Here is a 14,042-nt window from a genome sequence, read left to right on the forward strand (position 1 = left end):
GGGCCTCAAACAGGCTTTATTGTTGAGTTCCACAATAAATACAAAAATTCAAAAACAGATGCAACTTCCGGCAATATTTGTGTAGGAAAGACAGGTGCAGCCCCCGCAGGGGGCTTCCCTTGTCAACACGGTATGGTCATGTAAAGCCGTGCCCAATCTGAAACGCCAGTGACCCAGAGCGTCGCTGGCAGGCTCTGTGCCGCCCGCGCCCGCAGAACGGTTGCCTGCCGCCCAAGCAAGTTGGGCGACGTTCGCCCGTTGCCGAAAATAAAAAACATCACAAAATCAGGTTGTTAAGTTAATAACAAGGAAAAAGGGGCGCTATACTGCACAACAGCTGACAGTGGTAGCAGGGCAAAAGCGCACCGGAGCAAAGTCTCAAAACAGGCCAAAAACGCACATCGGCGTTTTAGGTTCGCGGGGGTGAGCAGAACGGGTAAAAACGGTTCTTTAATAAGCTGATAATCAAAGAGAAAATCGCTTTAAACAGTATGACCGCACCCGAACCCACCCTATGATCCGTTGGGGCTAATGGGGGAAACTAATCCGTATGCCTACGTTCATAACCCCACAGGGCAGATCGACCCATTGGGATTAAATCCAAAAGATTTAATGTGGTACAAAGTTCGTGACACTATAAGCCCTCAACGAGGAGCGAGGGGAACAGCAATCAATAGAGTATGGGGGGGGAAGAAAGAGTTCTTGTTGAAGCAGGCGGTGGTTCTCGCAATTGGTCTGATGAAGAAATTAAAATAATCAAAGAGACGAAAAGTAATGGCAAATTGTCTTCCATCATATCTCAGAGAGGATATACAGGACACCATATAAACAGTGTTAAGGGTAATGGTGCCTTGGGAGGAGAGCTTGGAAAGGAGACTCTAGAAATATTGTTTTTCTACAGAATGGTGAACACCCTAGTGGTATTGATGAATACTTATATAGTAATCAAGGGAATAGGGGAGTTTATGAAAATCCAGGAAAAGGTCGCCTCATTGATAGAGAAGAAACAGCAAGACAATTGCAGTTGAAAAAATGTAAAGCTAAATAAATTCTACTATTCCAAGAGATTAACATGAATAAATTAGAAAAGGCGTTAAATGAACTAGTTAACGTTCATAACAAATTTAATCTTCAAGGCAAATTTGAAGAACGATACGGCATTGAGCAAGAATGGCCTGATTATATTAACAAATTTGACGATATATTATTCTTGTTTGAAAAGTTTTCGCCTGTCGATATGGTAATAGAAACTGGTTTTACTCCAATCAAATTTTGGTAATTTTGATGAAATAGAGGAGGCTCAATATGGCTATGGTTGGATAAAAAATCCGAACTGGCCGGATAATAATTTAGTATTTATGGATGATATTGGTGGAGGAAAACCAATTATTGCTTTATTAGATAATCAAGATATACCTGTTTATGCTAATTATGATGCTGGAAAACCATTTAAAATATCTGATTCATTAGCTGATTTTTTCATCTCATTATCAAAACTAATAGAGATAGTATATGGTGAATTTGATATTTTTGAAATTTGTGATGAAGATGATGAATTGAAACCAGAGTTTGTTGAAATGATTGCCAAGGAAATTGAGCCATTAATAGGTTCAGATAATTTTGGGAATTTCTTTGACTATTTCTATGGTTAATAAGCGCAGTTTCGCACAATAGCCATATTAAAAAGCCGGAAATATTTTCGTGATATTCCGGCTTTTTATGCTCATCCTGCCTGATAATCCCCAATCAGCTCCCGCATCCTGAGCTTAATCTCACTGAGCTGGTCTTGCTGGCGTGCATACTGCTGTCGGATGGCGCGGGTGTCGTCGTTGTCGGGGATTAGCACAATGCAGCCGTCCATTATTTCAAATGACGTTGGATAACCCAATGCCTTATGAGTTAGCCCTTTTACTCCCCATCTTTCACCGTTTCAGATTCTTTCGGCTTCTCCGGCAGTGGCCCCGGTCTCATAATCTGGTTAAAACTGTTTTTAATTTCATTAATATCAACAGACACTTCACCTTTTGGTTGCACCAGAATAAAAGAGATTTCTTGAGACAACATCTCTTTTAGTTTTTTATTCAAAACCTGTGGTGTCAGGGAAGATAAAAATGCTTGTCTCAGCCGCTGGAATTGTTCGGGGGCGATATCTATTACGTTATTTTGCTGTGATAACAGACGTTGATTAATCAAAATATCGGTATCCGTGCGGGCATACATGGCAAATAACTGCTGGAGCTGACTCCGCTTCTGAGCATAAAGTTCATCAAATTGTTCTTGCGATAATCCATTTTCACGCAGTGATGACAGTTGAGAAGCCAGATAAAACGTGGATTCCATCAGCTTGTCCGCAGGAGCATCCAGATTTAATGAACAATTTGCCCGTTGGTATAACACATGGCAATCCAAGCCTAGCTTCATGTCATCCTGTTTTTCTTTAAGCCCCAATCGCAGGTAACGGTAAAGCGCTTCACGCGTCAGGTCATTTAACCAATATTGAGCCAGAGTATGCGAATCGTTAATTGACAGCCAATTCAGGTTCCAAGTTAAAGATAGGCGGTCTTGTTTGGCTTTATCACTCTCTACGCTAATTGTTGCCGCTTTCAGCGGCAGCAATGTTGGAACAGAAACCGGTGTCTGCCGTTTTCCTTCCAATGACGAAAATGCCTGATTAATCCGCTCTGATAGTAATCGGTTGTCAATATGGCCCGCGATATACAGTGTCATCACATCCGGCGTATACCATTGACGATAAAAATTTTCGACTTTTTTCATATCCACAGGCACGGATACCGACATCCCCGGATCATGATCAATAAGCGTCGAGCCTTTCAGCCGCATACGCCACACGGGATCTTGGATATCAGGTGGAAAAGTCGTGACAGTATGTTCATCCCCTTTCATGGCCTGTGCCAGTGTTTCTGGTGTAAACACTGCATTACCCGCAATGTCAGATAACCAGATCAATGCATCTTGTAATAGATCAGAGCGATTATTCGGCAGGCTCAAGCTATAAAGGGTGAAATCATATGAAACAATGGCAGGTGGAAAAGGGTTTTTAGTATCGATCGCGTTGTGCCACAAATTTTCCAATTTCTGCGATGATAAATCTTTACTGCTGGATAAAACGATTTTCGGAATAAGGTAAGTGTAGCCTCGTTGTAGGTTTTTCTCGGCTAAAGAGCCTGTCTTTACCAGTAACCGCAGCTGTATTCTGTCATTGGGCCGCTGTGGTGTTTGCAGAATTTGCCAACTGAATCCATTTTCCAGTTTGCCTTGTTGCCATGCAGGATCAGGCAGCAAGGTTTCAGCCTGTACCAAACAAGTCGTAGCCAGAATCGCACCACCAATAAGATACCCGATTTTGTTGCCCAGCATTCTTACTTACCCCTACCTGTTTAATTTTATCCTGTGAAACTTAAGACAATTAGTAATACCTAAATATTATCATCAAGGATTAGACCGCTATTCATCTGGTAAGGTTTCATTTTGATGGCATATTCTGCTTATTAACCTGACGATTATAGCCTTTTACCAGTAAACCCAATTCATCATCCTGATGGATTTTAGGGCAAGACATAGGCGTTGGCGGCTGTTCTCCATTCAGTTCCCGCGCAATATCGCGCAATGGATGGATGATAATGCGATTTACGCACCAGCTTATCGACACCGTAAGAATAAGTGCAAGTAATAAATAGGTGGTCAACATGAATGCAAGTGTAGTCATAGCAAAACGATACACTCGATTGGAATCAACCTGCAAAATAAGCTGTCCCTGTGGCTCCGCTGCTTTTGGCGAAGCACTATACACATAGAGGGGAATATTTACCTCAAAGGGAATGCCAAAAACCTTCTTTGCCAGTTCAGGTATAGGATGATGGGTGGCAAAATCCAGACTCATCATCGGAACGTTATCAGGCAATCGCACATCTACGCGACCCAAAATGCCTGAGGTTTTCAAGCCAAGCAACAGCGTTTTTGCCTTATTGAGATCTGAACTCAGCAATGCCTTTGCCAAAGGGGCTTTAATCTGTGTGGCAGCGTTGTTAAGTTGATTAGTGTAGTCATCTTTATACTGCTGCAATAAGTGGAATAACTGGATGGTGATGAAAATAGCAACAGTAACCAAAGTGACTCCTGTCACTGCGGCCATCTGTTTAATGGTTAACGAACGTTTAACACGCGATTTCATCTTATCCAAACCAATAATAATAAAAATACTGACCAGCATTCCCCCAACAATGTGAGGGAGTATACTTGATTTTACTTGTGGTCGTCTTATTTTGATGAATTCGAAAGGGAAAAATAACCGGGATATAGCGGTGCAACGCAATACAGTAAGTGCCTAACGTTTTTACTCTAATGCTGATACGTTATACCCCGATCAAATATGATTAAGTGAATGAGTTTTAATCCTGTTCGACCGCGAAGCACGCGATCAGTTGTTCGCCATATCGCTTTAATTTCGGCTGGAATTGAGTACACGGACTAAATGCACGGCGACAACGAGCAGCAAAAGCACATCCCGAAGGCGGATTCATCGGGCTTGGCAGTTCTCCTGTCAGCTTAATGCGTTCACGACGCAGTGCTGGATTCAGGCGAGGAGTCGCAGACAATAACGCTTGTGTATAAGGGTGACGCGGATTGTTGAAAATCATTTCTCTACTGCCTTTTTCAACGCAGCGTCCCAAATACATCACCATCACTTCATCGGCAATATGCTCAACAACCGAAAGATCATGAGATATGAAGACGTAAGATAATCCCAGTTCTTGCTGCAAGTCCATCATCAGGTTCAGAACCTGCGCTCGCACCGAAACATCCAACGCCGAAACTGGCTCATCGGCAATCACTACGTCCGGGTTTAACATCAACCCACGAGCAATAGCGATACGCTGACGTTGACCGCCAGAAAACATATGCGGATAACGCGAGTAATGTTCCGGCTTTAATCCCACTTTCTCCATCATCTGCAAGACTTTCTCCTTGCGTTCGGCCGCAGTCAGTGGGGTATTAATCAACAAAGGCTCTTCTAAAATCTGTCCCACTTTTTTACGGGGATTTAAGGAAGCGTAGGGATTTTGAAATACGATCTGGATTTTCTGACGACGAAGTTTTTCTGCTTCTTTATTTGGCACTAAGAGATCTTGCCCCAAATAATAAAGCTCTCCATCGGTCGGTTTTTCAATCATGGTCAGTAGACGACCCAATGTGGATTTTCCGCAACCCGATTCACCGACAACGGCCAGCGTTTTGCCTTTTTCCAGCTCAAATGAAACACCATCCAACGCTTTTACCATACGTCCAGGCGAGAATAAGCCTGTTTTAACCGGATAATATTTTTTAAGATCAGTGGCTTTTAGCAAAGGAACCGTTGTTTTTAAAGGAGTAGTAGTTTTTAAAGGAGTAGTAGTTTTTAAAGAAACAGCGGCTTTTTCCTGTTCTTGATTTTGTTGAGTGCTCATACTGTTGGCCTCCCCTCATCATCTAGCGGCATGTGACATTTAACCTGACGTCCTCCCACTGATTTCAATGGAGGCTCCTCCTGATGGCAATGCTCATTGGCATAAGGGCAACGAGGATTGAGCAAACACCCCGTTGGGCGGTCATATTTTCCGGGAACAACACCGGGTAACGATGCCAAACGGGATTTATCCACCGCAAATTCCGGCAATGCCCGCAATAATGCCTGTGTATAAGGATGACGTGGTGCGCGGAAAATTTCCGTTGCTTTGCCAATTTCCACCACTTGTCCGGCATACATCACAATAATATGGTGGGCAGCTTCAGCCACCAGTGCCAAATCATGGGTGATCAAGAGTAATGCCATGTTTTCCCGTTGCTGCAATTCCAGCAGCAGTTCGATGATTTGCGCCTGAATGGTGACATCCAGAGCCGTTGTCGGTTCATCGGCAATCAGAAGTTTCGGACGACACGCGATAGCCATTGCGATCATTACGCGCTGACTCATCCCACCCGACAACTGATGCGGATAAACGTCCAGACGAGAGGCCGGATCAGGAATGCCTACTAATGTCAGTAAGTCGATTGCCCGCTGATGCCGCGTTTTTCGATTTCCACCCTGATGGACTTTCAAGGCTTCCATGATCTGATAACCGACGGTGTAGCACGGATTCAAACTGGTCATGGGATCTTGGAAAATCATCGCGACTTCCGAACCAATCAACTGGCGGCGCTCTTTTTCTGAAATTTTGGTCAGGTCACGACCATTGAATTCCATCTTTTCAGCCATGACTTTGCCCGGATAATCAATTAACCCCATAATCGCTAATGAGCTGACTGATTTACCTGAGCCGGACTCCCCAACAATGCCGACAACCTCTCCCTGCTCAACATGGTAGCTGATACGGTCAACGGCGCGGAATGGTGCATCTTCATCCCCAAAGTGCACCGATAATTGGTCTACATTCAATAATGCCATTTCACAATACCCCTACTGCTTGAGCTTAGGATCAAGTGCATCACGCAACCCATCCCCCATCAGGTTAAATGCCAGTACTGTCAATAAGATAGCCAGCCCCGGAAAGGTCACGACCCACCACGCACTCTGGGCAAATTGCAAAACATCTGCCAGCATGGTTCCCCATTCTGGTGTCGGTGGCTGTGCCCCCATCCCCAGAAATCCTAAGGCCGCCATATCGAGAATGGCATTCGAAAACCCCAATGACGCCTGCACAATCAACGGTGCAAGGCAGTTTGGCAGGATATTGATGAACATTTGGCGCGTAGCTCCCGCACCAGCCACTTGGGAAGCCGTCACATAATCGCGATTAACTTCAACTAATACCGCCGCCCTTGTCAGGCGGATGTAGTGAGGCAAGGCGACGAAAGTCAATGCCAATGATGCATTGACAATTGATGGACCGAAGATCGCCACCAGCACCAATGCCAGAAGCAGGCTTGGCAAAGCCAACATAATGTCGACGACACGCATGATGATGGCATCCACCACGCCACCAAAATAACCCGCCAATACCCCCAGAACGACGCCCATTATGAGTGACATCACCACGACCAAACAGCCAACCAACAATGAAAGGCGTGCCCCATACATCAGGCGGGACAAGATATCGCGCCCGACATCATCCGTGCCGAGGATAAATTGCCAGCTTCCGCCTTCTTGCCATACCGGAGGCGTCAGCAAGGCATCGCGGAATTGTTCTGCCGGGCCATGCGGAGCCAACACCCCTGCAAATAACGCCACCAGTAGCATCAGGATAATATAGACAAGGCCAATCAATGCGCCTTTGTTACGTTTAAAGTAGTGCCAAAATTCCTGTATCGGCGTCATTAATTTCGGCACACCCGATACTACTGGCTCAGTTGTTTGAGTCATCATGTGCTCCTTATTTCTTATGGCGAATGCGCGGATTGACGATGCCGTACAGTAAATCAACCACCAGATTGACCAGAATAATCATGGTCGCAACCAGCAATACACCACCCTGTACTACCGGATAGTCACGACGTTGCAGGGCATCGATCAGCCAACGCCCCAATCCCGGCCATGAGAAAATAGTTTCTGTCAGAATAGCGCCCGCCAACATGACACCCACTTGTAGACCAATTACCGTGACGACAGGCAACAAAGCGTTACGCAGTGCATGGACAATAATGACACGAATGCGGCTCAACCCTTTTGCGCGGGCAGTACGGATATAATCTTCGCCCAGCACTTCCAGAATGGCAGAACGTGTCATGCGCACAATCACCGCCAACGGGATCGTTCCCAACACAATTGCAGGCAGAATCATATGCATCACTGCATCCGTGAAATCACCCTGCTCTCCCCAAATCAGCGTATCAATCAGCATGAATCCCGTTAGAGGATTGCTGTCATCCAGAAACACGCTATCACTGATTCGGCCAGAAACAGGCGTTAAGTTCCACTGGACAGAAACCAGCATGATCAGCATGATTCCCCACCAGAAAATGGGCATGGAGTAGCCTGTCAATGACAAGCCAATCGATGTATGATCAAAGATAGAACCGCGTTTGACCGCCGCTAAGACCCCTACCGGAATGCCGACGGATATAGCAAATAACATGGCACAGATGCCCAATTCAAGAGTCGCTTGAAAACGTGGGACAAACTCATCCCACACAGGAATGCGGCTTTTCAGTGAGATCCCCAAATCACCATGCAATACGCCATTGATGTAATGAAAATATTGCTCCCAGAGAGGCTTATCCAACCCCATTTCAGCCAGTAATTGAGCATGACGCTCAGCGGAGATACCACGCTCTCCCGCCATAATCAGAACGGGATCGCCGGGGATCATGTGCACAAAAGCGAAAGTCAGTAGCGTAATACCAATAAACGTCGGGATCACTAATCCCAAACGTCGGAGGATAAATTGCAGCATATCCTGAATTCTCTTTTTAAATACCAGATACGGCTCTTCAGGCCGCTTGGTGTAATACAAAAATTGACTTGCCCATCAGAGAAGCGAAACCATCCCTACAGAAAAATCTGGGGGATGGTTAATCACAACAGCCAAGCAGCAAGAATTATTTGAGATCTACGTTATAAAAGTGATGCTTGCTAAAAGGATCGACCACATAGCCCTTCACTTCTTTACGGATAGGTTCGTAAACCGTAGAGTGGGCAATGATCAATGCAGGTACTTGCTCGTGCATGACAACCTGAGCCTGTTTGTAGAGCTCCGTGCGCTTGTTGATATCAGCAGTTTCACGTGCTGGCTGGATAATGTCTTCAAATGGCTTGTAACACCATTTGGAATAGTTAGAACCTTTTTCTTTAGCAGCACAACTAAACAAAGTACCGAAGAAGTTATCAGGGTCACCATTATCCCCTGTCCATCCCATCATGACCGTTTTCGGTTCGCCATCTTTGGCTCGCTTCAGGTATTCACCCCATTCATAACTGACAATCTTGGCCTTAACACCAATTTTCGCCCAGTCAGCCTGAATGATTTCCGCCATGCGGCGAGCATTCGGGTTATACGGGCGCTGTACTGGCATTGCCCACAAATCAGTTTCAAAACCATTCGGGAAACCAGCCTCTTTCAGCAGTTCCTTAGCCTTGGCTGGATCATAGGAATAGTCTTTAATGTCGTTGTTATAACTCCAGATGGTCGGTGGGATCAGGTTTTTCGCTTTCTGTCCTGCACCCTGATAAACCGCATCAAGAATGGCATCTTTATTAACCGCCATAGTCAGCGCCTGACGGACTTTTTGGTTATCCATCGGTGGCTTGGTGACATTAAAGGAGAGATAACCGACATTCAGTCCCGCCTGTTCTTTCAGGACAATGTTTTTATCCTGTTTCATGCGAGCGATATCAGCAGGGTTTGGATATGGCATCACCTGACATTCATTTTTCTGCAATTTCGCATAACGTACAGAAGCATCAGGGGTAATAGAGAATACTAAGCGGTCAATTTTCGCTGGCCCTTCCCAATAATCTTTAAATGCCTTATAGAGAATTCGGGAGTCTTTTTGGTATTGCATTAACTGGAATGGACCTGTACCAATCGGGTTAAGATCAACTTTCTCCGGTGTGCCAGCCTTCATCATAACATCAGCATATTCTTTGGACAGAATTGAAGCGAAATCCATCCCGATATCAGCCAAGAAAGGCGCTTCGGGGCGGGATAACACAAAGCGAACAGTATAATCATCCAATTTTTCTACTTTACTGATGATATTACCCAGATCCATACCAGTAAAGTATTCGTAACTGCCCCCTGAAACTTTATGGTACGGATGATTTTTATCCTTCTGACGCATGAAGGTGAAAATCACGTCATCAGCATTGAAATTACGTGTTGGCTTGAATTCCTTATTACCGTGCCATTTCACACCTTTGCGCAAGTGGAAAGTATAAGTTTTGCCATCTTCACTCACGTCCCAACGTTCAGCAAGGCTAGGAATAAGCTCTGTTGTACCTAACTTAAAATCCACTAAGCGGTTATAGATGGGAACTGAGCTAGCATCATAAGTTGTGCCAGAAGTGAATAGTTGTGGGTTAAAGCCTTCAGGAGAACCTTCAGAGCAGTAGACCAACGTTTTTGCCTGAATACTGGCTGTGACAGCCAATGCGACAAGACCGACACCCAGCGTTAACAAACTGGACGGTTTTTTCTTGGAAATTGTCATTACTTGAACCCCGTTTGTGATGTTTAGCTTGTTTTATTATTTTTCGCTTATCAATTAATCAATTGTTATGCCTGACGTCAACATCATCAAACACGACATCAGAAACACAAGAAAAACACAAAAGAAAAGAATTATTAACAATGGAGGTTAAAAAATATGACAATAAGCACACAAAATAGACAAATAAACCAAAAATCATGCAAATAGAAAGCATTAATCTCTGATGATGATAATTTTGAATTTGTGACCAATTACTTAAATAATGAGCAATAAGGCTTATTGAAAAGGCGGGAACACATAAGATATTAGGATGATTCACTCGACAAAAATGATCAAAATACAAACAATGAAAGCAAAACGCATCAAATTTTTTGTTAAATTAACGGTTTTTACTATTAATTTGCTTTATTAACACAAAATTTATGATGTTACGATTTACGATATAGTGTACGAAGCTGAGTGTGATGTGCAGGAAACATTTGAAGGATCTTATTTAAGACATAAGAAAAAACCCCGCTCACAAGAGCGGGGTTTCAGAATGCTGGTCGGCGAGAGAGGATTCGAACCTCCGACCCACTGGTCCCAAACCAGTTGCGCTACCAAGCTGCGCTACTCGCCGAAAACGAAGCGCATCTTACTGCCAGAGTTACAAACCGTCAATACCTTTTTAAAGATAAGTGTTTATTTGACGATAAACCATCCAAAATGGTGTCGTCGCATAATATGTCATCTCATATATATTGCAGGCCACAAAAATATTACTGGCTATAAAAATATTACAGATAATAAAAAAGCCTCACCCAATAAAGGTAAGGCTTTGCAACATTAAGCTAGCTTACGCTAAACCAATAAAACAGAAATTACTGCAACAGTGAAATATCCGCAACACGCAAGAACAGGTCACGCAGTTCGTTTAACAACGTCAAGCGATTGACCCTGACTTGGCTGTCTTCATCCATCACCATCACATTGTCGAAGAACGCATCCACAACTTCACGCAGGGAGGCCAATTCAACCAACGCATCCTGATAGTTGCCTTCGGCAAACAGAGGAGCCAGTTTTTCTTTCAACACCACAAGGTGTGTCGCCAATTGAATCTCTTCTGCCGCTTTCAACACGGAAGCAAGAACAGAGTCATTCAACTGTTGTTCCGATTTAGCCAGAATGTTGGAAACTCGCTTATTGGCCGCTGCCAGAGAAACCGCTTCATCCAGAGTGCGGAAATGCGTCACGGCTTTCATGCGGGCATCAAAGTCTGCGGGTTGGGTCGGACGACGCGCCAGTACTGCCTGAATGGTATCGACACTGTAACCCAGTTCCTGATACCAAGTGCGGAAACGACCGAGCATAAACTCAACCACATCATCCACAACTTTTTCGTTGGTCAACTTGTCACCATACAGACGCACCGCTTCTTCTGCCAAAGTCTGGAGGTCGAGAGGCAGTTTTTTCTCCACGATAATACGCAGAACACCCAGTGCCGCACGACGCAACGCAAACGGGTCTTTATCCCCTTTCGGATGCTGGCCGATACCGAAGATCCCCGCCAAAGTATCCATTTTATCTGCAATGGCTACGGCACAGGAAACCCCCGTTGATGGCAATTCATCACCAGAGAAACGGGGCTGATACTGCTCGTTCAGTGCCAGTGCCACATCCTCAGCTTCGCCATCGTGACGGGCATAATGCATCCCCATCACGCCCTGCGTATCGGTGAACTCGAATACCATGTTGGTCATCAGGTCACATTTGGACAATAAACCGGCACGAGTCGCATGATTTACATCTGCACCAATTTTTTCCGCAATCCAGCCAGCCAGAGCCTGAATGCGATCCGTTTTGTCACGTAGTGTTCCCAACTGTTTCTGGAACAGTACGGTTTCCAAACGAGGCAGGTTGTCTTCCAGACGCTGTTTACGGTCAGTTTTGAAGAAGAATTCTGCATCCGCCAGACGTGGGCGCACAACTTTTTCATTACCGGAAATGATTTGCTGAGGATCAGAAGATTCAATATTGGTGACAAAAATAAAGTTTGCCATCAATTTGCCGGCCTTGTCGTAAACCGGAAAATATTTCTGGTCGCCTTTCATGGTGTAAACCAGTGCTTCAGCAGGAACTTCCAAGAATTTTTCTTCGAATTTCGCAGTCAGTACAACCGGCCATTCCACCAGAGAAGTCACTTCTTCCAATAGGCTGTCACTCAAATCAGCTACACCACCCAGCTGCATGGCAGCCTGTTCAGCGTCACGCTTGATCATCGCTTTACGTGCTTCGTAATCTGCGATAACGCGACCACGCTCGTGCAAAATAGCCGGATACTGTTCTGCGTTCTCAATGGTAAATTCCGCCTCACCCATAAAGCGGTGACCACGAATAATGCGATCTGATTTAATCCCCAGAATTTCGCCGTTAATCACTTCGCTGCCCAGCAGCATCGTGACCGTATGTACCGGACGAACAAACTGAGTTTCTTTATCACCCCAACGCATCAGTTTAGGGATTGGCAGTTTACTCAGAGAACTACCCACCATATCCGCCAGCAGTTCTTTGGTTTCACGGCCTTTGACCTGAGCACGGTAGAGCAGCCATTCTCCTTTATCCGTTACCATGCGTTCAGCCTGATCAACGGTGATACCACAACCACGCGCCCAACCTTCGGCCGCTTTGGTTGGTTTACCTTCTGCGTCGAACGCCTGAGCAATCGCAGGGCCACGTTTTTCAACTTCACGATCAGCCTGTGCAGCCGCCAGATTTGCTACTTTCAGCGCCAAACGACGAGGAGCTGCAAACCAGCTAACCTCACCATGACCCAAATTGGCGTTATTCAATTCTGCTTCAATATTGGCCGCAAAGGATTCAGTCAGTGAACGCAGCGCCTTTGGTGGCAGCTCTTCTGTGCCGATTTCCACAAGGAAAGTCTGTTGAGTCATGATGGCCTCTCAGTTCTTGTTACACAAGGTCTTGTTAGACATTGTCTTGTTACACATAGGGAAGCCAAGTGCTTCTCGGGAGGCATAATAAGCTTCAGCAACTGCTTTGGTCAGGGTACGGATACGCAAGATATAGCGCTGGCGTTCAGTCACTGAAATCGCTTTACGGGCATCCAGCAAGTTGAAAGTGTGGCCTGCTTTCAGAATGCGCTCATAAGCTGGCAGTGGCAGCGGGGTTTCCAGTGCCAGTAGTTCCTGTGCTTCTTTTTCGTATTGCTCGAAGCAGGTAAACAGAAAATCGACATCGGCGTGCTCGAAGTTGTAAGTAGACTGCTCAACTTCATTCTGATGATAAATGTCGCCATAGGTAGTTTTACCCAACGGGCCATCGCTCCACACCAGATCATAAATGCTGTCCACGCCTTGAATATACATAGCCAGACGTTCCAGACCGTAAGTAATCTCACCAGTTACTGGCTTACATTCAAGGCCACCGACTTGCTGGAAGTAAGTGAACTGAGTCACTTCCATACCATTCAGCCAAACTTCCCAGCCCAGTCCCCAGGCTCCCAAAGTTGGGTTTTCCCAGTTATCTTCAACAAAGCGGATATCGTGAACAGTCGGATCAAGCCCTAACGCTTTCAAGGAACCAAGATAGAGCTCCTGAATGTTATCTGGAGATGGCTTGATGATCACCTGAAATTGATAGTAGTGCTGGAGGCGGTTTGGGTTTTCGCCATAACGACCGTCAGTCGGGCGACGGGAAGGTTGCACATAAGCTGCTGCTATAGGCTCTGGCCCCAAGGCACGCAGACAGGTTATAGGATGAGAGGTTCCTGCGCCGACTTCCATATCCAGTGGTTGGACAATGGTGTAGCCTTGGCGCGCCCAATAATCCTGTAGTGTCAGGATGATTCCCTGAAAGGTTTTGGTATCAAACTTTTGCATGTTGAATCCGCACGCGATATA

The 14,042-nt window shown here is 45.3% G+C and carries 13 protein-coding genes and 1 tRNA gene; 3 read left to right on the top strand and 11 right to left on the bottom strand.

The window, feature by feature from the left end; translation table 11 throughout:
- The first annotated feature begins 680 nt into the window (after window positions 1–680).
- The 3 genes from BM135_RS12875 to BM135_RS17210 all read left to right on the top strand — a co-directional run bounded on the left by BM135_RS12875 (window position 681) and on the right by BM135_RS17210 (window position 1,652).
- A complete protein-coding gene (locus BM135_RS12875; protein WP_092520185.1) occupies window positions 681–1,028 on the top strand; it encodes a hypothetical protein in 348 nt (115 codons plus the stop codon).
- A gap of 44 nt (window positions 1,029–1,072) precedes the next feature.
- Window positions 1,073–1,279, top strand: a complete 207-nt coding sequence (locus BM135_RS17205) for a hypothetical protein (protein WP_217644303.1) — start codon at window positions 1,073–1,075, stop codon at window positions 1,277–1,279.
- A 79-nt stretch (window positions 1,280–1,358) separates the two neighbouring features.
- Window positions 1,359–1,652: a hypothetical protein gene (locus BM135_RS17210; protein ID WP_217644304.1), complete on the top strand. Its 294-nt coding sequence runs from the start codon at window positions 1,359–1,361 to the stop codon at window positions 1,650–1,652.
- A gap of 71 nt (window positions 1,653–1,723) precedes the next feature.
- On the opposite strand, the gene BM135_RS17725 is transcribed toward BM135_RS17210, so the two are convergent.
- From BM135_RS17725 to glyQ, 11 genes are all read right to left on the bottom strand, one after another.
- Window positions 1,724–1,846: a hypothetical protein gene (locus BM135_RS17725; protein WP_281244140.1), complete on the bottom strand. Its 123-nt coding sequence runs from the start codon at window positions 1,844–1,846 to the stop codon at window positions 1,724–1,726.
- Between the two features lie 62 nt (window positions 1,847–1,908).
- Window positions 1,909–3,378, bottom strand: a complete 1,470-nt coding sequence (locus BM135_RS12885; RefSeq protein WP_092520187.1) for an insulinase family protein — start codon at window positions 3,376–3,378, stop codon at window positions 1,909–1,911.
- 106 nt (window positions 3,379–3,484) lie between these two features.
- Window positions 3,485–4,192 (bottom strand): HAMP domain-containing protein, encoded by a 708-nt coding sequence (locus BM135_RS12890; protein ID WP_092520238.1) that lies wholly within the window; start codon window positions 4,190–4,192, stop codon window positions 3,485–3,487.
- A gap of 217 nt (window positions 4,193–4,409) precedes the next feature.
- Window positions 4,410–5,465 (bottom strand): dipeptide ABC transporter ATP-binding subunit DppF, encoded by a 1,056-nt coding sequence (dppF, locus tag BM135_RS12895; RefSeq protein ID WP_092520189.1) that lies wholly within the window; start codon window positions 5,463–5,465, stop codon window positions 4,410–4,412.
- Entirely contained in the window at window positions 5,462–6,442 is a 981-nt protein-coding gene (gene dppD, locus BM135_RS12900; protein ID WP_092520192.1) for a dipeptide ABC transporter ATP-binding protein, read from the bottom strand. Before dppD ends, dppF begins: the two co-directional genes overlap by 4 nt.
- A gap of 12 nt (window positions 6,443–6,454) precedes the next feature.
- The gene (gene dppC / locus BM135_RS12905; protein WP_092520194.1) at window positions 6,455–7,357 is read right to left on the bottom strand and encodes a dipeptide ABC transporter permease DppC; all 903 of its coding nucleotides are present in this window, start codon (window positions 7,355–7,357) and stop codon (window positions 6,455–6,457) included.
- A gap of 10 nt (window positions 7,358–7,367) precedes the next feature.
- The gene (gene dppB / locus BM135_RS12910) at window positions 7,368–8,387 is read right to left on the bottom strand and encodes a dipeptide ABC transporter permease DppB (protein ID WP_092520196.1); all 1,020 of its coding nucleotides are present in this window, start codon (window positions 8,385–8,387) and stop codon (window positions 7,368–7,370) included.
- Window positions 8,388–8,532: 145 nt separating this feature from the next.
- The gene (gene dppA, locus BM135_RS12915) at window positions 8,533–10,143 is read right to left on the bottom strand and encodes a dipeptide ABC transporter periplasmic-binding protein DppA (RefSeq protein WP_092520198.1); all 1,611 of its coding nucleotides are present in this window, start codon (window positions 10,141–10,143) and stop codon (window positions 8,533–8,535) included.
- Window positions 10,144–10,685: 542 nt separating this feature from the next.
- A tRNA-Pro gene (locus tag BM135_RS12920) sits at window positions 10,686–10,762 on the bottom strand.
- A 241-nt stretch (window positions 10,763–11,003) separates the two neighbouring features.
- The gene (gene glyS / locus BM135_RS12925) at window positions 11,004–13,073 is read right to left on the bottom strand and encodes a glycine--tRNA ligase subunit beta (RefSeq protein WP_092520200.1); all 2,070 of its coding nucleotides are present in this window, start codon (window positions 13,071–13,073) and stop codon (window positions 11,004–11,006) included.
- A gap of 9 nt (window positions 13,074–13,082) precedes the next feature.
- A complete protein-coding gene (gene glyQ, locus BM135_RS12930; RefSeq protein ID WP_092520201.1) occupies window positions 13,083–14,021 on the bottom strand; it encodes a glycine--tRNA ligase subunit alpha in 939 nt (312 codons plus the stop codon).
- Between the last annotated feature and the right edge of the window lie 21 nt (window positions 14,022–14,042).

The organism is Xenorhabdus japonica, assembly GCF_900115195.1.
In the GTDB taxonomy this organism is placed as follows: domain Bacteria; phylum Pseudomonadota; class Gammaproteobacteria; order Enterobacterales; family Enterobacteriaceae; genus Xenorhabdus; species Xenorhabdus japonica.

Bases quoted from the DNA above. Each gene is read 5' to 3' on its own strand.
- BM135_RS12875 (WP_092520185.1), top strand. From the start codon at position 681: ATGGGGGGGGAAGAAAGAGTTCTTGTTGAAGCAGGCGGTGGTTCTCGC.
- BM135_RS17205 (WP_217644303.1), top strand. From the start codon at position 1,073: ATGAATAAATTAGAAAAGGCGTTAAATGAACTAGTTAACGTTCATAAC.
- BM135_RS17210 (WP_217644304.1), top strand. From the start codon at position 1,359: ATGGATGATATTGGTGGAGGAAAACCAATTATTGCTTTATTAGATAAT.
- BM135_RS12885 (WP_092520187.1), bottom strand. From the start codon at position 3,378: ATGCTGGGCAACAAAATCGGGTATCTTATTGGTGGTGCGATTCTGGCT.
- BM135_RS12890 (WP_092520238.1), bottom strand. From the start codon at position 4,192: ATGAAATCGCGTGTTAAACGTTCGTTAACCATTAAACAGATGGCCGCA.
- dppF (WP_092520189.1), bottom strand. From the start codon at position 5,465: ATGAGCACTCAACAAAATCAAGAACAGGAAAAAGCCGCTGTTTCTTTA.
- dppD (WP_092520192.1), bottom strand. From the start codon at position 6,442: ATGGCATTATTGAATGTAGACCAATTATCGGTGCACTTTGGGGATGAA.
- dppC (WP_092520194.1), bottom strand. From the start codon at position 7,357: ATGACTCAAACAACTGAGCCAGTAGTATCGGGTGTGCCGAAATTAATG.
- dppB (WP_092520196.1), bottom strand. From the start codon at position 8,387: ATGCTGCAATTTATCCTCCGACGTTTGGGATTAGTGATCCCGACGTTT.
- dppA (WP_092520198.1), bottom strand. From the start codon at position 10,143: ATGACAATTTCCAAGAAAAAACCGTCCAGTTTGTTAACGCTGGGTGTC.
- glyS (WP_092520200.1), bottom strand. From the start codon at position 13,073: ATGACTCAACAGACTTTCCTTGTGGAAATCGGCACAGAAGAGCTGCCA.
- glyQ (WP_092520201.1), bottom strand. From the start codon at position 14,021: ATGCAAAAGTTTGATACCAAAACCTTTCAGGGAATCATCCTGACACTA.